The organism is Actinoplanes sp. NPDC051405 (genome assembly GCF_055586185.1).
The window spans coordinates 103,246-126,243 of sequence record NZ_JBVJIR010000007.1 but is presented as its reverse complement, the minus strand read 5'-3'; the positions used below and the strand labels follow the sequence as shown (position 1 = coordinate 126,243).

The window sequence follows — 22,998 nt, the reverse complement described above, 5'->3', positions numbered from 1 at the left end:
GACGGTCCGGGGCGCAAGGATCAGTCTGTGTGGCACTGGACACTGCCGGATTCGGACCCGATCGCGCCCCGGCCGTGTAAGCCGTCCCGCCCCGGGTAGCTCGCACAGGTATCCCACCTGCGCGAACACTGGAGGACCCCTTGGCACAAGACACTCTCTCCCGCTCCCTGCACGACGTCGGGCTCGCCGCCTGGTTCGGCGGCACCCTGGCCAACGCGGTGGCGCTCAACCCCGCCGCTGCCGAGACGGCCGACCCGGAGAGCACCGGCCGGGTCGCGAACACCGGCTGGAACAAGTGGACCCCGGTGAACGCCGCCGCGATCGGTGCGCACCTGGCCGGCAGCGTCGGCGAGCTGGTCGGCAACCGTGGCCGGCTGGCCACCCAGCAGGGCGTCGCCTCCATGTCGCTGGCCAAGACCGGCCTGACGGTGGCCGCGCTCGGCGTGACCGGCTACAGCCGGCTGCTCGGCCGTAAGGTTGCGAAGGACACCGCGGTGCCCGCCGCCTCGGGCACCGAGTCGACGGTGGACACCCCGATCGAGGTGGTGCGGGCGCAGAAGAAGCTCTCCGCGCTGCAGTGGGTGGTGCCGGCGCTGACCGGTGCACTCATCGTGGTCAGCGCCTTCGCCGGCGAGCAGCAGCGCCCGTCGCAGGTGAAGAAGGGCATCCTGGCCCGCTTCACCAAGTGACCCGCGCCCGGCGCGGCGACGGAGACAACTCCGGCGCCGCGCCCGGCACCGGCATGATGGGGAGCGTGCGGATCGAGGACGTGACCCCGGAGACGGTACGGCCGGTACGCCGGTCGTTGCTGGTGCAGAGCTGGCACGACCTCGCGTTCCTGCACTGGGCCGTGCCGCCGGAGACCGTCGCGCCGTTCCTGCCCCACGGCACCGTCCCGGACACCCTGGACGGCGTGAGTTACGTGGGGCTGATCGGCTTCCGGATGGTCAAGCTGGGGGCGTTGCGCGGCCCCGGCATCCCGTACCTGGGCACGTTTCTCGAGACGAACGTGCGGCTGTACAGCGTGGACGCGCAAGGGCGCCGGGCCGTTGTCTTCCTGTCCCTGGAGGCCGAGCGGCTGCTGCCGGTGCTGACCGCGCAGGCCTCGCTGCGCCTGCCGTACAAGTGGGCGCGGATGCGCCTGCAGAAGGACGGCGACGTGCTGCGTTACACCAGCCGGCGGCGCTGGCCCGGGCCGCGCGGGGCGGCCAGCTCCATGACGGTACGGGTCGGAGCCCCGCTCACCGAGCCGTCCCCGGTGGAGCACTTCGTCACCGCCCGCTGGGGCCTGCACACTCACGCGTGGGGCCGCAGCCTGCACCTGCCCAACGAGCACCCGCGCTGGCCGTTGCACCGCGCGGAGCTGCTCGAGCTGGACGACGAGTTGCTCACCGCGGCCGGCCTGCCCGCACCGGCCGGGCCGCCGGTGAGCGTGCTCTACTCCCCCGGCGTCCCGGTCACCTTCGGCGCTCCGGACACCCTGGCCGGCCCTGCCGGTTAGCCGAGCGTGCGGTCCAGCTTGGTGAACGAGCTGCCCAGCCCTCGCGGGCCATCGCGACGAAGTCCTCGGTGTACGGGCCCTGGGTCAGCACCAGCCGGGTCCTGCCGCCGGGCTCGTCGTGGAACTCCAGCCGCATCCGGATCAGCGAGCCGGCGAACTCCGGGATCTCGGCCGCGTTCTCCTCACCGACCAGCTCGTCCTCGACGACCTCGACGAAGGTCACGTCGACCGGTGAGTTCTGGGCCGGGTCCTCGTCGTTGACCATGGTGAAGCGCTGGTGGCCGCCGACCTCGGCCTCGATGTCCACGCTGTCGCGGGGCACCGACCAGCCGACCGGGCCGAACCAGGCGGCGAGCTGGTCGGGGTCGGTGAACGCGCGGTAGACCAGCTCCCGCGGGGCGTCGAAGATCCGGGTGAGGACCAGAACCGCCGGTAGCGCTCCATCCAGGCGATCGCCTCGCGCAGCGGCTCGGCCTGCAGGCTGCGGGAGCGCCACTGCGCGGAGCGGCTCCGGCTGATCAGCCCGGCCGGTTCCAGCACCTTCAGGGTGCCGGGAGATCGCCGGGAGGCTGATCGTGAACAGCTCGGCCAGCTCCCAGACGGTGGCGTCGCCCTCGGCCAGCCGGGCCAGGATCGCCCGGCGGATCGGGTCGGCCAGGCTCAGACCCGGGACGGGATGCGCCGGTGCAGCTCGGCGAGCAGCGTCCGGGGACCGGGCGACATCAGGCCCACGTCGATCAGGAACGCCGGGCCGGACTCGCGGCGCAGCACCCGCGGGCGGCGGCCGGGGCCGGGCAGCTCGGTGACCGCGGCCATGTCGGTCGGGGTCACCACCAGTTCCGTGAACGGACCCCAGCGCCGCAGTCCCACCGACGCGATGGACGCCCAGCGCAGGTGCACCCCGCGGCGGCCGGTCGCCGCGAACTCCAGGCCGTACACGGAGCTCTTCATCCAGCCGAGCCTGTTCCAGGCCAGCAGCATGACCACGCTCGCGGTGACCACCGGGACGACCAGCAGGCTCTCCGCGACCCGGACCAGCTCACCGATCGTCGGCACGTCGCCGAGCAGCACCTGGACCAGCACCGACAGGCCCCGGCACAGGAACCACACGGCCGCGCACACCCACAGCACGGTCACGAAGACTTCGGCGCGCGGCTGGAAGAACGTCGTGGCGTCCTCGCCGGGTTCGAGAGGGTGGTCGTCCACGATCGCCAGTATGCCGGGCTATGTAGCTACATATACGGTGTTGGCCGACTCTCCGCCGGTGAGCGGGTTGGGGAACGAGACCACGTGCGCCGCCGCCGAGGTGAAGACCTCGGCCAGGACCGCCTCGAACTCGGCGTCCGGCGGGTCGTCGGACCACAGGGCGAAGACGCCGCCGGGCCGCAGGTGCGCGGTCAGCCGGCGCATCCCGTCGACGGTGTAGAGCGCCGCGTTGGCCGGGGCCAGCACGTGCCGCGGGCTGTGGTCGACGTCGAGCAGGATCGCGTCGAAGCGCCGGCCCGGCGCCGCGGGGTCGAAGCCGTCCGGCCCGGCCGCCATCGCGAAGAAGTCACCCTCGACCAGTCGGCTGCGCGGGTCGGTGATCAGCGGCGCCGCTTCGGGCAGCAGCCCGCGCTCGTGCCAGGAGATCACCTCGGCGACGGCGTCGACGACCACCAGCGAGGCCACCCGGTCGTCCTCCAGGACCGCCCGCGCGGTGTAGCCGAGACCGAGCCCGCCGACCACGACGTCCGGACGGGCGTCGGCCGGCAGTGCGGCCAGGCCGAGCCGGGCCAGTTCGATCTCGGCCACGGTGAACAGGCTCGACATGAGGAACTCGTCATTGATCTTGACTTCGTAGACCTCGACGCGCAGCCGCGGGTCGAGGCGGCGGCGCAGGCTGATCTCGCCGATCGGCGTGTCGCGCCAAGCGAGCTCCTCGAACCGGGCGCTCACTCGCCGCCACCCTGCGCCGGGGCCGGCGCCGCGGCCGGCGCCCGCCCGACCCGGAAGGCTGGCCTCGGCCACTCTGCCGGCGCGACGGTACGCACCGCGGATACGTTCATGGCCGGTCAGCTTGCCACGCTGACCGGCCACTCGGTGGGACGCCCCGCCCTCAGGCGGAGATGCGCTGCGGGGAGAGCTCGTCGTCCTCCGCGTCGCCGTCGCTCGGCGCGCCGGCGGCGACCGCGGCCGCGTGGGCGGCGGCCTCGGACGAGCCGATCCTGGCCAGCTCGCGGGTGTAGACCTTGGTGGCGCTGTAGAGCTTGTAGATCAGCAGCAGCTCGAAGCCCGCCAGCCCCACCGCGGACAGCACGGAGAAGAAGATGACCTGGTTGGTCAGCGGGCCGAGGATGAACACGAACATCTGGAACTCGATGCCACTGAACAGGTGGGCCCGGATGCGCTGACGGGCCAGCGCGTTGCGGAGCTTCATCAGCGGGCCCATCTTGGCCCGGAACTCGCCGTACACGTCGACGACGGGGGCCGCCTCGGCCGGGCCACCGGCCACCGGGGCCGCCGTGCCGGCGGCGGGACCCACGGGCTGCTGCGCGCTGGTCTCCTCGACGAACACCGGCCGGTCGGGACCCTCGCCGCGGGCCGCCTCAAGGTTGCGCCGCATGTCCTGCTTGACCTTGCCCATCTGCAGGGCGTTCAGGTAGCGGAACATGTCGAGGAAGATGACCACGCCGGCCAGCCACAGGTAGATCACGTTGTCGGTCTTGGCGTACTGGCCGACCATCAGGGCGACCGCGCAGGTGACCACGCGCAGCCGGTCGAAGACGTAGTCGAGCCAGGCGCCGAACACCGAGCCCGTACCCTTGAGCCGGGCGATCTTGCCGTCCATGCAGTCGAGCACGAAGCTGATGTGGAAGACCACCGCGCCGGCCACCAGCCACGGGTAGTCGCCCTGCAGGAAGCAGTAGGCGGCCACGAAGCCGAGCAGGAACGCGCCCATGGTCAGCAGGTTCGGCGTGATCCAGCGGACCGGGGCCACGAGCCAGACCAGCCGCGACGCCAGCGGATCGACGAGCCACACGGTCCACCAGGCGTCGCGATCCTTGTAGGTACGGGTCCGGATCTCGTCGAGCGTGAACCGTTGTGCCATGCCACAACTCCACCGTCGTGATGAATACATGAATAGTGGGACGCGCGGACATTACAGGAGTCTTATTGCGGTCAGTGAAAGCAGGCCGGGAATGTGGACAAACGGCGCCTGGATGCACCTGACCGGCCCGAGTCCGTCACGCTGTGCCATACAGCAGGAGAACGCCCAGCGCCGGCCCGCCGCCCAGCAGCAGCCCCCGGCCGAACCCGCGCGTCCGGGGCACGGCCAAGCAGGCGAGCCCGCCGACCAGCGCGCCGCAGCCGGTGAGCAGCAGCGCCGGGTAAACCGCGGACACAGCCGCGATCACGCACGGCACTCCCCCGGCCGCCAGTCCCGCCGCGAACCCCCAGCGCCGGCCGGCCGGCGGGGCGACGGTCAGGACCGCGTCACCGAAGACGCCCGGCCCGGCCCGCAGCGAGAACGCGTAACCCTCCCCGTCGTACGCCTGCAGCGCCAGCGGTTCCGGCACCTCCCGCACCCGCAGGCCGGAGTCCCGCCAGAGGTCGTGATAGACCCCGACCAGCTGCGGATAGGCGATCGGCACGTCCCGCAGCAGCAGGCTGCGTTCACGGCGCCGGCCGGAGTGCACCATCGGTGTCACCTTCAGCCGGGTCGACACCAGCGCGCTGTGCAGCCTGTTCTCCACGCCGCGGGCGACCGGGTCACGGGGCAGGACCCGGCTCAGCAGGCGCAGCACGAAGGCGTTGAGCACGGCCAGCAGCGGCAGGGCGTACCAGCCGAGATGGTGCGGGACGAGGGCCAGCAGCGGCGACAGCAGACCGGCCGGCATGGTCAGCACCACTGCCACGAAGACCGCCAGATCCGCGTACGGCGACAACAGCCGGCCCGCGAGTGTGAGCAGCGCCACGACGATCACATAGCAGGTCGCCACCGGGGCGAAAGGGAGCCGGCGCATGATCGCAGTCTGCGTCCGGCCAGGGCGGATGCCGCCGAAACGACGCGTCCGTCAAGGGGCTGGACGCGTGTTGGCTGCCGGGGCCCCGCGTGTCAGGATTCCGGCGTGACCTCGCGGGGGCTGCGAGGCGCGGCGACTTCTCAGGGGGATGACGGTGGACGCCGACCACGTCGCGGACGACCTCGAGTCCGTGCTGCTCACCGAGGACCAGATCCACACCCGGGTGAAGGGGCTGGCCGCCGAGATCGGCAAGGACTACGCCGGCCGCGAGGTCGTGCTGGTGGGGGTGCTGGGCGGGGCCGCCACCTTCACCGTCGACCTGGCCCGGGCCCTGGAGAGCCAAGTGGAGATCGACTGGATGGCGATCCGGTCGTACACGACGAGCAAGCGCGCTTCTGGCTCCGTACGCCTGCTCAAGGATCTTGATCTGGACATCACCGACCGGGACGTGATCATCGCGGAGACGGTCATCCAGACCGGCCTGACCATGTCCTGGCTGATCGCGAATCTGCGGCAGCGCGGGCCGGCGTCGATCGCGGTGGCGGCATTGCTGCGCAAGCCGGACACCCCGGAGTTCGGGGTGCCGACCTACATCGGCTTCGACGTGCCGGCGGGCCTGATCGTCGGGTACGGCCTGGACTACCGCGGCCACTACCGCAACCTGCGCTGCGCGGCCGTGCTCGCCCCGCACGCCGTGCGATGAAGGCCGTCGTCTTCGACTTCTTCGGCACGCTGACCGATCCGTCCGCCGAGGCCGGCCGCCTGGCCTCCTTCACCGCGACCGCGGCGGCCCTCGGGGTGCCGGCGGACGCCTTCTGCACGACGATGGCCGCCACCTTCCGCGAGCGGGCGACCGGCGCGTTCGGCGACACCAGAGCCACCCTTCAGGCCGTGGCGTTGCGCTGCGGACTCACCCCCGCACCGGAGTCCCTCGACGCGGCGACGGCGGTGCAGCTCGCCGGCGCGGCCACGGTCCGCACACCGCGGCCCGGCGTCCTGGCGGTGCTGGCGACCCTGCGCGAGCGCGGCCTGCGGCTGGGGCTGATCTCCGACTGCAGCAGCGAGCTGTACGAGAGCTGGCCGTCGACGCCGTTCGCACCGCTGTTCGACGCGGCGGTCTTCTCCTGGCGCGAGGGTTACCGCAAACCGGACCAGCGCCTGTACGCCACAGTCGCCGAGCGCCTGGGCGTCCCTGCGCAGCAGTGCTGGTACGTGGGCGACGGCGGCAGCCGCGAACACTGGGGCGCCGCCACCGCCGGGATGCGCCCGGTCCTGGTCACCAACGCCGGCTATCCGACGGCGGCGGCGTACCGCGACGACCCGGACACCCACGTGCCGGAGCTGGCGGTCGACGAGCTCTCGACGCTGCTCCCGCTGATCTGCCAAGATCACTCATGCCCGTGACCAACCCCTGGCTCGCCGGCCCGGCGCCCACCGCCCGCCTGGACCGGCCCCGCCTCGAGGAACGCCTGCTGAACCTGCTGTCGTCGCAGAACATGTGCGTGCTGGCCACGGCGGGACCGGCCGGGCCGCTGGCCACCCCGGTGCGCTACTTCCACCTGGACTTCACGCTGTTGTTCACCGCGGCGGCCGGCTCGCCGAAGCTGCGCAACATCGCCGCCGACCCGCGGGTCTCGGTCGGCGTCTTCGCGCCGCTGGTGGGCCAGGCCAGCAGCCGCGGGGCGCAGATCTTCGGGCAGGCGCGGGTGCTGACGGAGTCGGACGCGGACTTCGCGCGGTACTGGCCGGCGGTGCGCTGGCAGTCGGATCACGTCGAACGGTCCCGCTCGCTGGACGACCCGCCGACGGGACCGCTCGTGGTGATCCCGGCCGACCGCATCGTCTACACCGAGCACTGGCTGCGCCGCGACGGCTTCGCACCCCGCCAGGTCTGGCGCGCCGCATGACCCCGCGCCAGGCGTCCAAGATCCTGGTCACCGGCATGTCGGGGACGGGCAAGTCCACGGCGCTTCGGGCCCTCGGCGCGCGCGGGCATCGCACGGTCGACACGGACACCGACCGGTGGAGCCGCTGGGTGACGCTGCCGGACGGCTCGGCGGACTGGATCTGGCGCGAGCCGGAGATGGCCGAGCTGCTCAGCGGCCCGGGCGACCTGTTCGTGGCCGGCTGCAGATCCAATCAGGGCGAGTTCTACCCGAGGTTCGACCACGTCGTGCTGCTGAGCGCGCCCGCGGAGGTGCTGCTGGCCCGGATCGCGGCGCGCACCGACAACCCGTACGGCAAGAGTCCCGAGGAACGCGCAGCGGTCCTCGACCACCTGGCGCACGTGGAGCCGTTGCTGCGCGCCACCGCGACCGCGGAGATCGACGCCACCGCCCCGGTCGACGAGGTCGTGCGGCAGCTGGAAGCGCTGCTGCGGGCCTAGTTCGAGGTGTCGCCGGCCCAGCCGGCCAGTTCGATGATCTCGCCGGCGAGGTCCGCCACCGGGCGCCCGTCGGTCGCGATCCGGTGCACCCACTCCGGGCTCAGCTCCGCCAGCTCGCGCGCCGCGAGGTCGCTGCGTTCCACGTGGCGTTGCAGCGCGGTGCCGATCTCGCGCCGGGCCAGCCGCTGCCGCGCCGTACGGTCGTCGGCGGTGAGCAGGACGGCCGTGACCCGCGGATCGTCGCCCATCGCGGTCGTGAGCGCGTCGACGAAACGGACGCTCACCGTGTTGGTGTAGATCAGCCGCCGGTAGCCCAGGACGCGGTAGTTGGCCCACATGGCGGCCAGGTTGCGTTCGGCCAGGCCGTGCTCCCACGGCGGCGGATGGGCGAGGTCGAGGTTGTCGCCCTCGATCAGCAGTGCCGGACCTGCCGCGCGGACAACTGCACGTGGATCTCGGTGCCGACGCTGGTCTTGCCGACGCCGGCCCGGCCGCCGAGGAACAGGACTTCACTGCGCAAGGGGCCTCATCCTGCCGTTCGGAACCGTGCGGTGGTGGGGAACGGGTACACGGTAGGGGGTGCGGTCAGGAACCGGCACGGGACCCGGGCGCGCCGCCGTACCGTGCCACCCGGCCCCCGCACTGGGTAGAGTCCTGCGCCATGTCATACGACCTTGCGGTGTGGGAAGGCGATCGCCCGGCGAACGACCTGGCCGCCGCGGCGGAGTTCAAACTCCTGTACGACCGCTACGTGGGGTCGGCCGACAACACCGAGCCGACGGCGCGGATCGTGGCCTACGTGCGGGCCCTGCTGGACCGCTACCCGGACATCGGCACCGACGCGGGTGAGGACAGCCCCTGGTCGACCGCCCCGCTGATGAACGAGGCCGGCGGCCCGCTGGTGTACTTCCCGATGGTGTGGAGACGCAGCGAAGAGGTCTCGGCCTGGGCGGCCCAGCTGGCCGAGGAGCACGGGCTCAACTGCTACGACCCCCAGGCCAACCAATTGCGTACGGCGGCCCGCGAAGCTTGGCGGTTCGAGCTGACGTCCGCCCTCCAGCGACCGGTGCGGGACCCGGACGGCGAGCTGGCCCGCCGGGTGCTGGTGCGGCTGTCGGCGGACAACCACTTCGCGGTGCTGAAGCGGGCGGACGGCTGGTACATCCAAGCGGGCTACGGGGCCCAGGCGGGCACCCGGCCGGGCTGGTACGTCCTGGAACGGCGCGACGGCGTACCGGACCAGCACTTCCGCGCAGAGGTCGTCAACATCGACGAGGTGGTCCGGGCGTTCGTCGCCTTCCTGGACGGCGACCCGACGCTCGCGGTCCGCTTCCCGTGGCAGCCCTACGTCGTGTGAGCCCGGCGGTCAGTGAGCTCGGAGCACGTGCCCGAGTCGCTGTTCGAGGCGGTGGCGGGCGAGGTCGTCGCTGATCGGCAGGCCGGAATCGCGCCAGGGCTGGACGACCTTGGCCGGGTCCGGCAGGTAGCCGACGATGTCCATGACGTTCCAGTAGCGGAACGCCTCCTCGTCGAGGCGCTCGGCGGTCCGCCGCCGGTACGCGTGCGCGAACCGGGCCCCGGTCTCCGCGCCGTGCAGCATCGCCAGGTAGGTGGTGGCGTGGGCGACGTCCAGGTCCGCCGGTCCCCACGAGGTCTCGACCCCGTCCACCACCCCGCTGATTGCCCAGGTGGAAGTCCCGGTGCAGGAACGTGCCGGGGTAGCTCGGCGCGGGTTGTTCGAGCAGCTCGACGCCGCCCGCCACAGCGTTTGCCGCTGCGCCCACGGCGGCAGGACGCGTTTGGCGGGTGGGGCCCACGACTGGCACTCCCGTGGCCGGTCCGGTCCCGGTTCGAAGCGGTGGATGGTGATGAGGGCCCGGGCCAGGCTTTCCAGGACGTCGTCCGCGGCATCGTCGAGGCACAGGCGCCCGGGAAGCCAGGACATGAGATGGGCCGGCGCCCCGGCGAAGTCCCCCGACAGATCGAGGGCGATCCTGACCGTCGCCTACGCCATGGTCACCGGCGCGGAGGCGGCCTCACCTCTGAAGCTCGTCTTCCTCACCATGATCATCGGTGGGGTGATCGGCCTCAAGGCCGCCCATTGACGGCGGCAGCTGAAAAGCGCGCGAGATATCCACCGGGCTGTCTCACCATGGGCATGCGAGGCCGGTGCGCCGAAGGGAGCGGCCCGATGCTCGATGACGCTCAGCTCTCCGAGTTCCGGGGCACCGGGCTGCTGCGGCTTCCCGGGGCGATTCCGGCGGAGGATGCGGCAGCCATGGTCGATCAGATCTGGGACCATCTGCACCGCAGCCACGGAGCTGTCCAGGAACGCCCGGAAACCTGGACCGCCGGCCAGGCCACCGGCCTGCGCGCCGTCACCGGCGGGCCGGCGTTCCGCGCGCTCGGCAGCACGGGGGTCCGTGCCGCCCTCGACGATCTTCTCGGCGTCGGGGGCTGGCAGGAACCCCGCCGATGGGGCCGGCTGCTGGTCACGTTCCCCGCCTCGGACCGGCGGTGGACCCTCCCCACCGGCGGCGCCTGGCACAACGATTTCGTTCCCCTGCGCCCCGGAGCCCCCGTACGCGCCCTCCAGTTGTTCACGATCCTGCGGGACCTGCCGGCCCGCGGCGGCGGCACTCTGGTGGTCACCGGCTCTCACCACCTGGTGACCCGCTACAGCACCGAAACCGGTAAGGCCCCGCATCCCAGCCAGGTCCGCCCGGCGCTCGGTGCGCACGTCTGGCTGCGAGAACTGTGGGAACCGGCGGCCTCGACGACACCCGAACAACGCATCCGTCGCGCCATGGTGGAGGGCGGCCGCATCGATGACGTGGACCTACGCGTCGTCGAACTGACCGGGCGCGCCGGAGACTCGTTCGTCATGCATTGCGACACCCTGCACGCCGCCGCTCCCAACGCTCGCGAAGAGCCCCGGATGATGGCGACCTCCATCATGCAGCTCCGCGGATAAACACGTGGCGGCGCCGGTGGTCGACCCACGACAATCGCCGGCGTGGAAGAAGTCAAGGTCGTCGTCGCCCACAGTGAGCGCGCGACCCTGCGCGTCGGCGACGTGTTCCTGAAGATCGACGCCAACCGCAAGCGCACCGAGGTCGAGGTAGAGGCGATGGCCCTGGCGCCGATCCCGACCCCGGAGGTCCTCTGGCACAAGCCGCCGGTACTGGCGATCGCCGCCGTCCCCGGCAAGGCACTCGGCCGCCTGGGCGCGCCGTCGACCGCGTCGCCGGCCGCGTGGGCCGCGGCGGGTGCCGCGGCCCGGAAGCTGCACGACGCCCCGCTGCCGCCCTGGCCCGGCCGCAACGTCGACGACATCGCGGCGGACCTCGAGTCCGAGTGCGCCTGGCTCTTCGAGAACGGCGTCCTCCCCACCGACCTGATCACGCGCAACCGAAAGATCGCCGAGGCTGCGCTGCGGTCATACCCACCGAAGTTCGTCCACGGCGACCTCCAGCTCGACCACGTATTCGTCGAAGGCGACGAACTCATCGGCGTGATCGACTGGTCCGAGGCGGCACAGGGCGATCCGCTGCATGACCTCGCCACGCTGACGCTCGGGCACGAGGAGCACCTGGCCGATGTCGTCGCCGGCTACGGCACGGACGTGGACCTGGAGGTGATCGAGGCGTGGTGGTCACTGCGCAGTCTGCTGGCGGTTCGCTGGTTGGTTGAGCACGGCTTCGACCCGTCCTCGCCGGGCTGCGAATTCGACGTCCTGAGAGCCCGGATGTGACACGGCACGGGTCCTCCGCTAAGTGCTCGGTCCGAGGTACCGTCGGTCTCGACGGCCGGTAGTAGCGGCCGGCCGGCCACCCTGACCGCTACCAGGGGACTGACACGTGACCGACGAGTTCGCCCACCAGCTACGCCGGCTACGTGCCGAGCGAGGCCTGTCGGTGCGCGAGCTCGGGGCCATGGCGCATTGCGGCAAGTCGTACATCCATGATCTGGAGACCGGCCGCCGCCGGCCGACCGAGGCGATCGCCCGGGGCCTCGACGAAGCTCTGCACGCCGGCGGCCGGCTCGCCGGGATGCTCCGCCCGGCGGTGGCCGACGGCGAAGAAGCAGAGATCGAGGCCATCGAGCTGGCGCGCCGGGTGGCAGCGTCGGACCTCGGCGGCGAAACGCTGGACCGGCTGGAGCGCGCAGTCGACACGATGGCGATGGCCTATGCAGGCACCCCGCCGGACGAACTCCTGCCGCGGGTACGCCGCCACCTGGACTACGTCGCGTCCCTGGTCGATGCCCGTAAGACCCTGACTCAGCATCGACGTCTCCTGGTCATCGGCGGATGGCTGACGCTGTTGCGCGCCACGCTGCACATCGACCTCCGCCAGAGCGCTGCGGCCAACGCGTTCCTGCGCGCCGCAGGGCAGCTCGCCGACCAGGCAGACCATCCGGAGATCGCCGCCTGGTGCCTGGAGACGAAAGCCTGGGAGGTCCTCATCTCGGGTGACTTCCGCCGCGCTCTCAAACTTTCTCAGCATGCCCAGGACGTTGCACCGCGCGACAGCTCGGCGTTCGTCCAAGCGACGGCCCAGGAGGGTCGTGCGTGGGCGAGGCTGGGCGACCGGGCGCAGACGCGGCTGGCCCTCGACCGGGTCGAGATCCTCGCCGGCCAACGGCCCGTCCCGGAGCATCCTGAGCACCACTACCAGTACGACCCGGCCAAGGCGCACTCGTACGCGGCCACGACGCTGGCGTGGGCGGGCGACCCGGCGGCCGAGACGGTCGCCCGGGATGTCATCGCCGAGCTCGAAGCGGACGGCGCCCGGCCGCGACGGATCGCTTCGGCGAAGCTGGACCTGGGCTTGGCGCTGCTGGCCGGTGAAAAGCCGGACGAGGCCGCGGCGGCCGCCGGTCAGGCGATCACATCGGGACGGATCGTGCCGTCGAATTGGTGGCGGGCCCGCGAGGTGATGTCCGGTGTGCAGGTTGCCGGCGTCCTAGAGGCGCGGGAGCTGCGTGAGGCATACAAGACCTTCAAGCCTGCACTCCCCAGCTGATCCTCTCGCTGGGGCGTTCGGTGGTTTGCGGACAGTCTGGAGAGATTGGCGGACGGCCAGACCCTCAGCATCGAGTGATCGACCCATGACGATCGAGTTCGGAGGTGCGCAGTCACCTTCCTCATCAGAAGGGCGATGACTATGCGACGACGCCACATCGAGCACGGGCCCCGGCGACGCTGGTTCGCACCGTGGACGGTGATCTGCCGGTGCGGGCTCGGTGCCTGGCCGTGTTACGCGGTGCAGATGCTGCGGGCCCAGGCCGGGATGCAGAAGCAGGCCTTCCCCCACGGGCATGACCGACCGCTGCTCACGCCGGGACACGCCCACCGATCGCATGTGCGGAAGCCGCGACCCGCGCCGGCCTGCACCCGATCGGGCCCGAGCTGCTGCGGCACAACCGCCGGCTTCTACGCCTCTCGGTGGTCGCGGCGCCACGGCGAGCCGTCCGCGTACGGCGCGGACCCGCTGGAACTCGCCGCTGCCATCGAAGCCTGGTCCTTCGACGCGTCGCCCGGCGCGATCACCACGGGAGACGCCACCGCGCGCGCAGGGGCGTCTCCCCGTCCCGGCAGAGCCTTACGTCCCGCCTACTTGGCGTTGAAGTAGTTGGCGTCCGGGTGGTGGGTGATGATCGCGTCCGTCGACTGCTCCGGTTCCAGCTGGAACTCCTCCGACAGCTTCACCCCGATGCGGCCCGCGTCCAGCAGATCAACGACCTTGGCCCGGTCTTCCAGGTCCGGGCAGGCCGGGTAGCCGAACGCATACCGGCAACCCCGGTAGTCGTTCTTCAGGATGCCGGCCAGGTCGGTCGGATCGTTCACGCCCACCGGCGCGCCGTTCGGCAAGATCAGCTCGGAGCGGACCCGGCGGTGCCAGTACTCGGCCAGGGCTTCGGTCAGCTGGACCGACAGGCCGTGGACCTCCAGGTAGTCGCGGTACTCGTCGCGGGCGAACATCTTCGCCGTGTATTCGCTGATCGGCTGGCCCACCGTCACCAGTTGCAGGGCCACCACGTCCAGTTCGCCGTCGGCGCCGCGGGGCTTGAAGAAGTCGGCCAGGCACAGGCGCCTTTCCTGGCGCTGGCGGGGGAAGGTGAAGCGGGCCCTTTCCGCGGCGCCGTTCTCGTCCAGCACCACCAGGGTGTTGCCTTCCGAGTACGCCGGGAAGTAGCCGTACACGACCGCCGCCTCCAGGACGTGATCCGCCGCCAGGCGGTCCAGCCAGTAGCGCAGGCGGGGCCTTCCCTCGGTCTCCACCAGCTCCTCGTACGACGGGCCGCTGCCGCCGCGGGCCGCCTTCAGGCCCCACTGGCCCAGGAAAGTCGCCCGCTCGTCCAGCATCGACGCGTAGTCCTTCAGCGGGATGCCCTTGACCACCCGGGTGCCGAAGAACGGCGCCTTCGGGACGTCGACGTCGGTGGCCACGTCCGAGCGGACCGAGGTGTCGTCCAGGGGCGGCAGGTTCTCCGAGACCATCGCGCGCTGCTTCTCGCGGCGGGCCCGGCGGGCCGCCAGCGCGGCCTCGCGTTCCGGGTCGATCACCGGGGCGCCGCCGCGCTTGGCGGTCATCACCTTGTCCATCAGAGACAGACCCTCGAACGCGTCCCGGGCGTAGTGCACCTCGCCCTCGTACTGCGAGCGCAGGTCGTCCTCGACGTACGCGCGGGTCAGCGCCGCGCCGCCGAGCATGACCGGATACTTCGCCGCGACGCCGCGGGCGGCCATCTCCTGAAGGTTCTCCTTCATCACGACCGTGCTCTTCACCAGCAGGCCGGACATGCCGATCGCGTCCGCCTGGTGCTGCTCGGCCGCCTCGATGATCGCGTTGATCGGCTGCTTGATGCCGATGTTGACGACCTCGTAGCCGTTGTTGCTCAGGATGATGTCGACCAGGTTCTTGCCGATGTCGTGCACGTCGCCCTTGACCGTGGCGAGCACGATGCGGCCCTTGCCTTCCTCGTCCTCGTTCTTCTCCATGTGCGGCTCGAGGAACGCCACCGCGGCCTTCATCACCTCGGCCGACTGGAGCACGAACGGCAGCTGCATCTGCCCGGAGCCGAACAGCTCACCGACCGTCTTCATGCCGTCGAGCAGCACGTCGTTGACGATCGCCAGGGCCGGCTTGGTCTGCAGCGCCTCCAGCAGGTCGTCCTCGAGGCCGTTGCGCTCGCCGTCGATGATGCGGCGCTTGAGGCGCTCCTCCAGCGGCAGCCCGGCCAGCTCCTGCGCGCGGGTCTCGCGGGCCGACGTGACGTCGACACCCTCGAAGAGCTGGAGGAACTTCTGCAGCGGGTCGTACCCCTCGCGGCGCCGGTCGTAGATCATGTCCAGCGCGACCTCGCGCTGCTCCTCCTGGATCTTCGACATCGGCAGGATCTTGCTGGCGTGCACGATCGCGCTGGTCATCCCGGCCTGCACGCACTCGTGCAGGAAGACCGAGTTGAGCACCTGGCGGGCCGCCGGGTTGAGGCCGAAGGAGATGTTGGAGAGACCGAGGGTGAAGTTGACGCCCGGGTACAGCTCGCTGAGCCGCCGGATCGCCTCGATCGTCTCCAGGCCGTCGCGCCGGGTCTCCTCCTGGCCGGTGGCGATCGGGAACGTGAGGCAGTCGACCAGGATGTCGGACAGCTTCATGCCCCACGTGCCGGTGAGGTCGTCGATGAGCCGCGTCGCGACCCGGACCTTCCAGTCGGCGTCGCGGGCCTGGCCCTCCTCGTCGATGGTCAGGGCGACCACGGCCGCGCCGTGCTCCTTGACGATCGGCATCATCCGGGCGTAGCGGGAGCCGGGGCCGTCGCCGTCCTCGTAGTTGACCGAGTTGACCACGCAGCGGCCGCCCAGCATCTCCAGGCCCGCCTCGACGACCTGCGGCTCGGTGGAGTCCAGCATGATCGGCAGGGTCGACGCGGTGGCGAAGCGGCCGGCCAGCTCGCGCATGTCCTGGGTGCCGTCGCGGCCCACGTAGTCGACGCACAGGTCGAGCAGGTGCGAGCCGTCGCGGGCCTGGCTGCGGGCGATCTCCACGCAGGCCTGCCAGTCGCCGGCCAGCATCGGCTCGCGGAACGCCTTGGAGCCGTTGGCGTTGGTGCGCTCGCCGATCATCAGCACGCCGGCGTCCTGCCGGAAGGGCACCTCGTGGTAGATCGACGCGGCGGCGGGCGCGTGCTGCGGCTCGCGCGGGGCGGCCTTGAGGCCGCGGACGCGGCTGACGACAGCCTCGATGTGCGCGGGCGTCGTGCCGCAGCAGCCGCCGACCAGCGAGACGCCGTACTCGCGGACGAAGCGGTCCAGCGCCTCGGCCAGCTCGTCGGGGGTCAGCGGGTAGTAGGCACCGCCGGCGGCCAGCACCGGCAGGCCGGCATTGGGCATGACCGACACCGGTACGCTCGCCGACTGCGCCAGGTAGCGCAGGTGCTCGGTCATCTCGGCCGGGCCGGTCGCGCAGTTCAGTCCGATCAGGTCGATGCCCAGCGGCTCCAGCGCGGTCAGCGCCGCACCGATCTCACTGCCCAGCAGCATCGTGCCGGTGGTCTCCACGGTCACGTGACAGATGATCGGCACCTTGCGCCCGACCTCGGCCATCGCCCGGTGCGCGCCGACCACCGCCGACTTGGTCTGCAGCAGGTCCTGACAGGTCTCGATGATCAGCGCGTCGGCGCCGCCCAGGACCAGGCCGGCCGCGTTCTCGTGGTACGCGTCACGCAGCGTGGTGTAGTGCGTGTGGCCGAGGGTGGGCAGCTTGGTGCCGGGACCGATCGAGCCCAGGACGTACCGGGGCTGCTCGGGGGTCGAATGAGCGTCGGCCGCCTCGCGGGCGACCGCGGCACCGGCCTGCGACAGCTCCCGGATCCGGTCCTGGATGTCGTAGTCGCCCAGATTGCCGAGGTTGGCGCCGAAGGTGTTGGTCTCGACGCAGTCCGCCCCCGCGGCCAGATAGGCCTCGTGGACGCCGCGGACGACGTCGGGGCGGGTCACGTTGAGGATCTCGTTGCAGCCTTCGAGACCTTGGAAGTCGGTGTCCACGTCGAGGTCGGCGGCCTGCAGCATCGTGCCCATCGCCCCGTCGGCGACGAGGATGCGATCGGTCAGCGCGGCAAGGAAGGAGTTCTGCACCTTGCAAGGCTAATGGCACATCCCCCAATCGCCGAGTGTCGGTGTCCGACAGGTGGACTCACTGTGACCGGGCTCTCCACGCGATGACGAGGGTCGGCGCGGCCGCCGGGTGGGATCAGACACGGACACGTAGGCTTTGCGTACGTGAGGTACGAAAGGTTGGCACCGTGACAGAGTTCGACGGTCTACCCCTGCTGCGCTCCCCCGTGGCGATCGCCGCCTTCGAAGGGTGGAACGACGCGGCCGACGCGTCGACGGCTGCGGTGGAGCACCTCGAGCAGGTCTGGCAGGCCCGCGAGATCACCACCATCGACCCGGAGGAGTTCTACGACTTCCAGGTCAGCAGGCCGACGATCACCATGACCGAGGGTGAGACGCGCAAGATCGACTGGCCGACCACCCGGTTCAGCGTGGCCAGCCCGCCCGGCACCGAGCGTGACGTGGTGCTGATCCGCGGCATCGAGCCCAGCATGCGCTGGCGCACCTTCTGCGAGCAGATCCTGGAGGTCTGTCACAGCCTCGAGGTGAACCGCATCGTGCTGCTGGGTGCCCTGCTGGCGGACGTGCCGTACACCCGGCCCCTGCCGATCAGCGGCTCGGCGACGGAGAAAGAGGTCGCGGAGAAGTACAAGGTCGTCCCGACCCGCTACGACGGCCCGACCGGCATCGTCGGCGTGCTGCAGGAGGCGGCCGACCGCGCGGACGTGGACGCCCTGTCGTTCTGGGTGCACGTGCCGCACTACGCGAACAACCCGCCGTGTCCGAAGGCGACGCTCGCCCTGCTGAGCCGGCTCGAGGACGTGCTGGACCTGCCCGTGCCGCTGGCCGACCTGGCGGAGGAGGCCGACGAGTGGGAGAAGCGCGTCCGGGCCGCCGCCGAGCAGGACACCGAGCTCGGTGACTACGTCCGCGAGCTGGAGGAACGGGTCGGCGACGAGGGCATCAAGCCGCTGACCGGCGACGAGATCGCCACCGAGTTCGAGAAGTATCTGCGCCGCCGCGGCGGCTCGGCCGGCCCGACCGCCGGCTCCTGGTAGACATGGCTCACCCGCACGGTCCCCGGAACGGGTTCGTGCGGGTGGCCGGGCAGCAGGGTCCTTTCCCGGTCAGGGCTGGCGGATCAGCGACGCCCGAAGCGCCATGGCCTCCGTACGGACGAGCCATAAAGAGTCGTCCTCGCTGTAACAATGCGGCCAGACATCGTCGAACCTGGTAGGAGCTGACGGTTTCGGGATCTTGCACGATCCGGTCGGTGGTGCCGGACTCGCGGTAGAGGACGGCGCCGACCCCGTCATCGCTCAGATCCAGCACCGTGAACGCGCCCAGCATGCCGAGCTTGGCGCCCTGGGACATCCCGACGATCCGCAGCCGGATGTTGGGGCGCTCGGCGGCGATCACGATGGCCTCGTCCCCCGGAGGAATGACGCCATCCGTTTCGTCTTCAGCAGTCGGCAGCGGCGTTCACCAAGGAATACCCTTGAAAGCAGCTATATAGCTGACAGCATCGGCCGAACACGCCGAGCAGCCTCCGCCCATGGGCAGAGGCTGCTGGGAAAACAGACACTCAGGATCTGATCGATGCGACGGCCGGGCCCCGGAGGGTACGGCGGGTCGTGCCGAGCAGCGACAGCCCGGTCAGCGCGACCGCCACCGCCACGATGATCACGTAGGCGACCGGCGTGGCGTCCGGCCACACCCGGTCGGCCCGGGCCGAGCCGAACGGCAGGATCGTGAACAGTGACGCCGCCGAGCCCGACAGCACCCCCGTCGCCGTCACCAGCAGGCCTTCCAGCCCGACCATGGCCAGCAGCTGACCCCGCGTCGAGCCGGCCAGCCGTTGCTGGGCGAACTCGCGGCGCCGGTGCGTGGTCGCGGCGATCAGGGTGTTGACCAGCATCACCGCCACGAACACCGTGATCATGCCGACCACGACGTAGTTCAGGGTCTGGATGTCCTGGGCGTACGCGGGCTGGATCGTTCCCGCCGCCGCGTCGTCCTCGATGCCCTGCATGTAGACCGTGCCGGTGGCGATGCCGGTGAACAGGGCCACGGGCAGCACCGCGCCTGCGAGCTGGCGGGTGCGCTGCCGTACCCCGAGGACCGCCAGCTCTCCCGCCGCGCCGCCGGCCAGCCGGACCGGGCCCGCCAGCACGGCCGTGATCAGGCGCAGCAGTTCCGGCGCGAACAGGGCCAGGCCGATCGAGGCCCAGATGCCGGCCTGGCCGGCCGTCTGCATCGCGTCGATGCCCTTGCCGTCCATCAGGGTCGCGGTCAGCACCGAGCAGTTCGTGCCGATCAGCAGGAAGACCACGCCGGCGACGCGGCGGGCCCGGGGGCGCTCGGGGCGGGCGCCGGCCGGTCCGGCCGTCCGGCGGACCGTCGCCATGGCCGCGACGACCGAGCCCAGCAGCGTGACGCCGAAGCCCACGCCCAGCGCGACCGGGCCGAACGCGTACCCGACCGCGGCGGCGACCTGGCCGGTGTCCTGCATCAGCGTGAGCAGCAGCCGGCCCAGAACCAGAGCGACCGGTACGGCCACCGCCGACGCCAGCAGGGCGACCGCGGCGGCCTCGCCGACGATCATCCGGCCCACTTGCGGACCGGTGGCACCGAGTCTGCGCAGCAGAGCCGTCTGCTCCGCGCGCCGGCGCACGGCGAGGCTGAGCGTCGAGGTGACCGCGAAGATCACGATGATCAGGCACCAGCCGCCCGCCACGGCCGCGGTCGTGGACAGAGATTCGGCACTGACGGTGTCCGCGCCCTCGGCCGTGTCGAGCATGGCCGCGAAGGTCATCAGCAGGGTGGCGCCGAGGAAGGCCGACAGGAACGTGGCCACGAAATAGCCCGGGCGGTGCCGCAGGCCGCGCAGCGCGACGGCGATCATGCGACGGCCTCCGCACCGGCGCCGACCAGGTCACCGAGGTGGGCCAGGCGTTCCGCGACGGCCTCGGCCGTGGGCGCGCTCAGCGAGCCGGCCAGCCTGCCGTCGGCCAGGAAGAGCACCGAGTCCGCGTACGCGGCGGCGACGGGATCGTGGGTGACCATGACGACGGTACGGCCGTGCTGGTGCACCGCCGCCCGCAGCAAAGTCAGCACCTCGCGGGCGCTGCGCAGGTCCAGGGCGCCGGTCGGCTCGTCGGCGAAGATCACGGGCGGTTCCCCGATCAGCGCCCGGGCGATCGCCACCCGCTGCCGCTGGCCGCCGGAGAGCCGCTCGGGCAGGTCGTCACGGCGGTCCAGCAGGCCGAGGCGGTCCAGCACCGCACGGGCCCGGGCGTGGTCGGCGCGGCGGCCGGCCAGCCGGGACGGCAGCAGGACGTTCTGCTCGACGGTCAGCGCGGGCAGCAGGTTGTAGTCCTGGAACACGAAACCGACCCGGGTGCGCCGGAACTTGGTCATCGCGGTGTCCTGGCCGGCCTGCAACTCGGTGCCGGCCAGGAACACCCGGCCGGCGGTGGGGCGGTCCAGACCCGCCGCGCACTGCAGCAGGGTGCTCTTGCCGGAACCGGACGGACCCATCACCGCGGTGAACGTGCCCGCGCCGAAGGAGGCCGTCACACCGTCGAGCGCGGTGACGGCGGTGCCGGTGTCGTCATAGGTCTTGTAGAGCGTCTCGAGGCGTACGGCGTCAGTCATCATGAGCCCTCCTGTTGGCTTCTCGGTACACCGTACGAGCGCACTACTATGGCCTCAAGTGGTGCTAGCACCCGTATTCATCGGCGCTCACTAGTGCACTAGGGTGGAGCGCACTAGTGCTGAGGAGGGGTGATGAGCGCCGTACCGCCGTACCGCCGGATCGCCGCCGGGATCGCCGCCCGGATCGCCGCCGGCGAGCTCGCGCCCGGCGACCGGGTCCCGTCCACCCGGCAGCTGATCGCCGACCACGGCATCGCCATGGCGACCGCCACCAAGGTCATCGCCACCCTGCGCGAGCAGGGCCTGGTCCGGCCCCGGCCCGGCGTCGGCACGGTCGTCGCCGCCACCCCGGCCCACCTCCAGCCGGCCCTCGCCCGGCCGGGCCATTCGCAGCCGATCCAGACCGGACCGATCCAGACCGGACCGATCCAGACCGGGCCGGCCCAGACCGGGTCGAAGCCGATGCGGTCGGACTGGGCCGGGACCGCCGGGCCGCCGGATCGCGAGCGGGTGGTGCGCACCGCCGTCGCCATCGCGGACGCGGAAGGCCTCGGCGCGCTCTCCATGCGCCGCCTCGCCGGCGAGCTGGGCATGCCGACGATGTCGCTCTACCGGCACGTGTCCGGCAAGGAGGAGCTGCTGCTGTTCATGATGGACACAGTCTTCGCCGGCGACGCCCTGCCGGCGCTCTCCCCCGGCACGGACGGCTGGCGCGCGTGCGTCGAGGCGCTGGCCCGGCTCCAGTGGTCGATGTACCGTCGCCATCCCTGGCTGGCCCAGGCGGTCTCCTTCACCCGGCCGCTGCTCGCCCCGCGCGCGATGGCCCACACGGAGTGGACGATGCGCGCCCTCGACGGGCACGGTCTGGCCCCGGACGTGCTCTTCCTGGCCGCGGTCACGGTGGCCAACTATGTCCGCGGCACGGCCGTCAACATCGAGGAGGAGGCCCAGGCCGAGCAGGAAACCGGGATGGACGAGGAGCAGTGGCTGGACTCCCAGCAGAACCGGCTCGGCGAGATCCTCGGCAGCGGCCGCTACCCGTTGATGCACCGGGCCGTGGCCGACCCGGCGCTCGAGTTCGACGTCGACCGGCTGATGGAGTTCGGGCTGCAACGCCTCCTGGACGGATTGGCGCCCGTCCTGGAACGCTAGCGCCAGAAGGTGGCGACCGCGGCGTTGATCAGCGTCAGGGCGATGATGCCGATGAAGTGGCCGCGGTTCACGTCGGCGCGTTTGCGGGACGCGAAGACCATGATGAAGATCAGGATCGCGAGCACCAGCTTCACGGCCAGCTTCGCCGGGGCCGGCTCGTCGTCGCCGCCACCGCGCAGTGGTGCCGCCAGCGCCAGGCCGGTCAGCACCTGGATGATCGAGCCCCACAACATCGCCGGGTTGATCCGCAGCTTCGCCGAGACGAACTGCGCGATCGCCCCGCCGAGCAGCAGCGCGAAACCGATCAGGTGCGCGTAGCGCAGAATCAACCGCAGAGCCTCCACGGGGGACAGCTTAGGGGGCAGGCCGGCGCGCGATGGTCAGCAGGTGGCTGCTCGCGCCGAACAGGCTCGGCTCGTCCTCGACCCGGCGCAGCATGTCCAGCATGATGCCGGTCAGCCGCTCGTCGGCCAGGAACTCCGTCAGCCGCGTACCGGTCATCCACACCGGGCCCTCGACCGCCACCGTGCGCGTCCCTGTGAGCCCGGCCTCGGTCGCCTCGGCGGCCGGTTCCTCGGGCCGGTGGAAGTACGCGCTGGTGAACCACCGCGACTGCCCGCCCTCGTTACGGTGCACGCCGTCGTCCAGCGCCCCCTGGACGATCGACACGAACTCGGGCTCGGCGTAGTAGCCCTTGACCACGCCGTCGAACAGGGACGCGAAACGGCTGATCACGGCGCCGACGACCACCCCGCCCGGCCGCACGACCCGGGCCGCCTCGCGCCAGGCCGCGATGCGGTCCGCGCGCCGGGGCAGGTGGTAGAGCGGTCCGAAGAGCAGCACCGCGTCGGCGCTGGCGTCGGGCTCGGGCAGCGTCCGCGCGTCACCCAGGACGGCGGTCACTCCGGGCAGGGCGCCGGCGGCGGCCACGTGGTCCGGGACCGGATCGATCACCCGTACGGTGTGACCGGCCTCGGCCAGCGGGCGCGCGTAGACCCCGGTGGCCCCGCCGACGTCGACGATCCGGGCCGGCGCGGGTGGCAGCACCCTCCTCAGCACGTCCCAGGTGCGCAGGAACTCCAGGCGGCCGGTGCCGGCGGTCAGGCGCAGCCGCTCGCCGCCACGTTCGTAGTACTCGAGGATCTCGGGACTCAGCATGCTGACCATGCTCGAT

The 22,998-nt window shown here is 71.4% G+C and carries 26 protein-coding genes and 1 pseudogene; 13 read left to right on the top strand and 14 right to left on the bottom strand.

What is annotated here, in order from left to right:
- The first annotated feature begins 140 nt into the window (after positions 1–140).
- A complete protein-coding gene (locus ACZ6S4_RS17135) occupies positions 141–689 on the top strand; it encodes a hypothetical protein (protein ID WP_465475864.1) in 549 nt (182 codons plus the stop codon).
- A gap of 65 nt (positions 690–754) precedes the next feature.
- Positions 755–1,501: a YqjF family protein gene (locus ACZ6S4_RS17130; protein WP_465476087.1), complete on the top strand. Its 747-nt coding sequence runs from the start codon at positions 755–757 to the stop codon at positions 1,499–1,501.
- Here the strand turns inward: ACZ6S4_RS17130 and ACZ6S4_RS17125 are convergent.
- From ACZ6S4_RS17125 to ACZ6S4_RS17100, 6 genes and pseudogenes are all read right to left on the bottom strand, one after another.
- Entirely contained in the window at positions 1,458–1,997 is a 540-nt protein-coding gene (locus tag ACZ6S4_RS17125; RefSeq protein WP_465475863.1) for an SRPBCC family protein, read from the bottom strand. The two genes, ACZ6S4_RS17130 and ACZ6S4_RS17125, sit on opposite strands and share 44 nt — an antisense overlap.
- A pseudogene (locus tag ACZ6S4_RS17120) lies at positions 1,919–2,165 on the bottom strand (ArsR/SmtB family transcription factor); the annotation flags it as partial. The gene ACZ6S4_RS17125 and the pseudogene ACZ6S4_RS17120, both read right to left, overlap by 79 nt.
- The gene (locus tag ACZ6S4_RS17115; RefSeq protein WP_465475862.1) at positions 2,162–2,707 is read right to left on the bottom strand and encodes a hypothetical protein; all 546 of its coding nucleotides are present in this window, start codon (positions 2,705–2,707) and stop codon (positions 2,162–2,164) included. The gene ACZ6S4_RS17115 and the pseudogene ACZ6S4_RS17120, both read right to left, overlap by 4 nt.
- 18 nt (positions 2,708–2,725) lie before the next feature.
- Complete coding sequence (locus tag ACZ6S4_RS17110; protein ID WP_465475861.1) at positions 2,726–3,439, bottom strand: spermidine synthase; 714 nt, start codon at positions 3,437–3,439, stop codon at positions 2,726–2,728.
- A 160-nt stretch (positions 3,440–3,599) separates the two neighbouring features.
- A complete protein-coding gene (locus tag ACZ6S4_RS17105; protein ID WP_465475860.1) occupies positions 3,600–4,592 on the bottom strand; it encodes a CDP-alcohol phosphatidyltransferase family protein in 993 nt (330 codons plus the stop codon).
- A gap of 136 nt (positions 4,593–4,728) precedes the next feature.
- Positions 4,729–5,508, bottom strand: coding sequence for a hypothetical protein (locus ACZ6S4_RS17100; protein ID WP_465475859.1), 780 nt, complete (start codon positions 5,506–5,508; stop codon positions 4,729–4,731).
- A gap of 154 nt (positions 5,509–5,662) precedes the next feature.
- On the opposite strand from ACZ6S4_RS17100, the gene hpt reads away from it, so the two are divergent.
- The 4 genes from hpt to ACZ6S4_RS17080 are packed head-to-tail and all read left to right on the top strand — an operon-like array spanning position 5,663 to position 7,894.
- On the top strand, positions 5,663–6,211 hold the full coding sequence (hpt, locus tag ACZ6S4_RS17095; RefSeq protein WP_465475858.1) for a hypoxanthine phosphoribosyltransferase: 549 nt from the start codon (positions 5,663–5,665) through the stop codon (positions 6,209–6,211).
- Positions 6,208–6,912: an HAD family hydrolase gene (locus ACZ6S4_RS17090; RefSeq protein WP_465475857.1), complete on the top strand. Its 705-nt coding sequence runs from the start codon at positions 6,208–6,210 to the stop codon at positions 6,910–6,912. The genes hpt and ACZ6S4_RS17090 overlap by 4 nt, the downstream gene beginning before the upstream one ends.
- Positions 6,903–7,415: a pyridoxamine 5'-phosphate oxidase family protein gene (locus tag ACZ6S4_RS17085; RefSeq protein WP_465475856.1), complete on the top strand. Its 513-nt coding sequence runs from the start codon at positions 6,903–6,905 to the stop codon at positions 7,413–7,415. The genes ACZ6S4_RS17090 and ACZ6S4_RS17085 overlap by 10 nt, the downstream gene beginning before the upstream one ends.
- Positions 7,412–7,894, top strand: coding sequence for an AAA family ATPase (locus ACZ6S4_RS17080; RefSeq protein ID WP_465475855.1), 483 nt, complete (start codon positions 7,412–7,414; stop codon positions 7,892–7,894). Before ACZ6S4_RS17085 ends, ACZ6S4_RS17080 begins: the two co-directional genes overlap by 4 nt.
- On the opposite strand, the gene ACZ6S4_RS17075 is transcribed toward ACZ6S4_RS17080, so the two are convergent.
- On the bottom strand, positions 7,891–8,232 hold the full coding sequence (locus tag ACZ6S4_RS17075) for a hypothetical protein (protein WP_465475854.1): 342 nt from the start codon (positions 8,230–8,232) through the stop codon (positions 7,891–7,893). The genes ACZ6S4_RS17080 and ACZ6S4_RS17075 overlap by 4 nt on opposite strands.
- Before the next feature lie 323 nt (positions 8,233–8,555).
- Here ACZ6S4_RS17075 and ACZ6S4_RS17070 point away from each other — a divergent pair, with 323 nt between their 5' ends.
- On the top strand, positions 8,556–9,251 hold the full coding sequence (locus ACZ6S4_RS17070) for a hypothetical protein (RefSeq protein ID WP_465475853.1): 696 nt from the start codon (positions 8,556–8,558) through the stop codon (positions 9,249–9,251).
- 9 nt (positions 9,252–9,260) lie between these two features.
- On the opposite strand, the gene ACZ6S4_RS17065 is transcribed toward ACZ6S4_RS17070, so the two are convergent.
- A complete protein-coding gene (locus ACZ6S4_RS17065) occupies positions 9,261–9,839 on the bottom strand; it encodes an aminoglycoside phosphotransferase family protein (RefSeq protein ID WP_465475852.1) in 579 nt (192 codons plus the stop codon).
- Here ACZ6S4_RS17065 and ACZ6S4_RS17060 point away from each other — a divergent pair.
- The 4 genes from ACZ6S4_RS17060 to ACZ6S4_RS17045 all read left to right on the top strand — a co-directional run bounded on the left by ACZ6S4_RS17060 (position 9,838) and on the right by ACZ6S4_RS17045 (position 12,921).
- On the top strand, positions 9,838–9,999 hold the full coding sequence (locus tag ACZ6S4_RS17060) for a DMT family transporter (protein ID WP_465475851.1): 162 nt from the start codon (positions 9,838–9,840) through the stop codon (positions 9,997–9,999). The two genes, ACZ6S4_RS17065 and ACZ6S4_RS17060, sit on opposite strands and share 2 nt — an antisense overlap.
- A gap of 86 nt (positions 10,000–10,085) precedes the next feature.
- Positions 10,086–10,868: a phytanoyl-CoA dioxygenase family protein gene (locus tag ACZ6S4_RS17055; RefSeq protein WP_465475850.1), complete on the top strand. Its 783-nt coding sequence runs from the start codon at positions 10,086–10,088 to the stop codon at positions 10,866–10,868.
- A gap of 42 nt (positions 10,869–10,910) precedes the next feature.
- On the top strand, positions 10,911–11,648 hold the full coding sequence (locus ACZ6S4_RS17050) for a phosphotransferase family protein (protein ID WP_465475849.1): 738 nt from the start codon (positions 10,911–10,913) through the stop codon (positions 11,646–11,648).
- A 106-nt stretch (positions 11,649–11,754) separates the two neighbouring features.
- Positions 11,755–12,921 carry a helix-turn-helix domain-containing protein gene (locus tag ACZ6S4_RS17045; RefSeq protein ID WP_465475848.1) on the top strand — a complete coding sequence of 389 codons (1,167 nt, stop codon included), beginning with the start codon at positions 11,755–11,757 and terminating at the stop codon, positions 12,919–12,921.
- 590 nt (positions 12,922–13,511) lie between these two features.
- Here ACZ6S4_RS17045 and metH read toward each other — a convergent pair.
- Positions 13,512–17,036, bottom strand: a complete 3,525-nt coding sequence (gene metH, locus ACZ6S4_RS17040) for a methionine synthase (RefSeq protein ID WP_465475847.1) — start codon at positions 17,034–17,036, stop codon at positions 13,512–13,514.
- A gap of 167 nt (positions 17,037–17,203) precedes the next feature.
- Here metH and ACZ6S4_RS17035 point away from each other — a divergent pair, with 167 nt between their 5' ends.
- Complete coding sequence (locus ACZ6S4_RS17035) at positions 17,204–18,073, top strand: PAC2 family protein (protein ID WP_360543951.1); 870 nt, start codon at positions 17,204–17,206, stop codon at positions 18,071–18,073.
- Positions 18,074–18,080: 7 nt separating this feature from the next.
- Here the strand turns inward: ACZ6S4_RS17035 and ACZ6S4_RS17030 are convergent, their stop codons facing one another.
- The 3 genes from ACZ6S4_RS17030 to ACZ6S4_RS17020 form a co-directional block, all read right to left on the bottom strand.
- On the bottom strand, positions 18,081–18,434 hold the full coding sequence (locus ACZ6S4_RS17030; RefSeq protein WP_465475846.1) for a Scr1 family TA system antitoxin-like transcriptional regulator: 354 nt from the start codon (positions 18,432–18,434) through the stop codon (positions 18,081–18,083).
- Between the two features lie 166 nt (positions 18,435–18,600).
- Complete coding sequence (locus ACZ6S4_RS17025; RefSeq protein ID WP_465475845.1) at positions 18,601–19,920, bottom strand: FtsX-like permease family protein; 1,320 nt, start codon at positions 19,918–19,920, stop codon at positions 18,601–18,603.
- Positions 19,917–20,672: an ABC transporter ATP-binding protein gene (locus ACZ6S4_RS17020; RefSeq protein ID WP_465476086.1), complete on the bottom strand. Its 756-nt coding sequence runs from the start codon at positions 20,670–20,672 to the stop codon at positions 19,917–19,919. Before ACZ6S4_RS17020 ends, ACZ6S4_RS17025 begins: the two co-directional genes overlap by 4 nt.
- A gap of 132 nt (positions 20,673–20,804) precedes the next feature.
- On the opposite strand from ACZ6S4_RS17020, the gene ACZ6S4_RS17015 reads away from it, so the two are divergent.
- Positions 20,805–21,824 carry a TetR/AcrR family transcriptional regulator C-terminal domain-containing protein gene (locus ACZ6S4_RS17015; RefSeq protein WP_465475844.1) on the top strand — a complete coding sequence of 340 codons (1,020 nt, stop codon included), beginning with the start codon at positions 20,805–20,807 and terminating at the stop codon, positions 21,822–21,824.
- On the opposite strand, the gene ACZ6S4_RS17010 is transcribed toward ACZ6S4_RS17015, so the two are convergent.
- Positions 21,821–22,168 carry a hypothetical protein gene (locus ACZ6S4_RS17010; RefSeq protein WP_212994097.1) on the bottom strand — a complete coding sequence of 116 codons (348 nt, stop codon included), beginning with the start codon at positions 22,166–22,168 and terminating at the stop codon, positions 21,821–21,823. The genes ACZ6S4_RS17015 and ACZ6S4_RS17010 overlap by 4 nt on opposite strands.
- Positions 22,169–22,178: 10 nt before the next feature.
- Positions 22,179–22,982 (bottom strand): class I SAM-dependent methyltransferase, encoded by an 804-nt coding sequence (locus tag ACZ6S4_RS17005; protein ID WP_465475843.1) that lies wholly within the window; start codon positions 22,980–22,982, stop codon positions 22,179–22,181.
- Positions 22,983–22,998 lie beyond the last annotated feature (16 nt).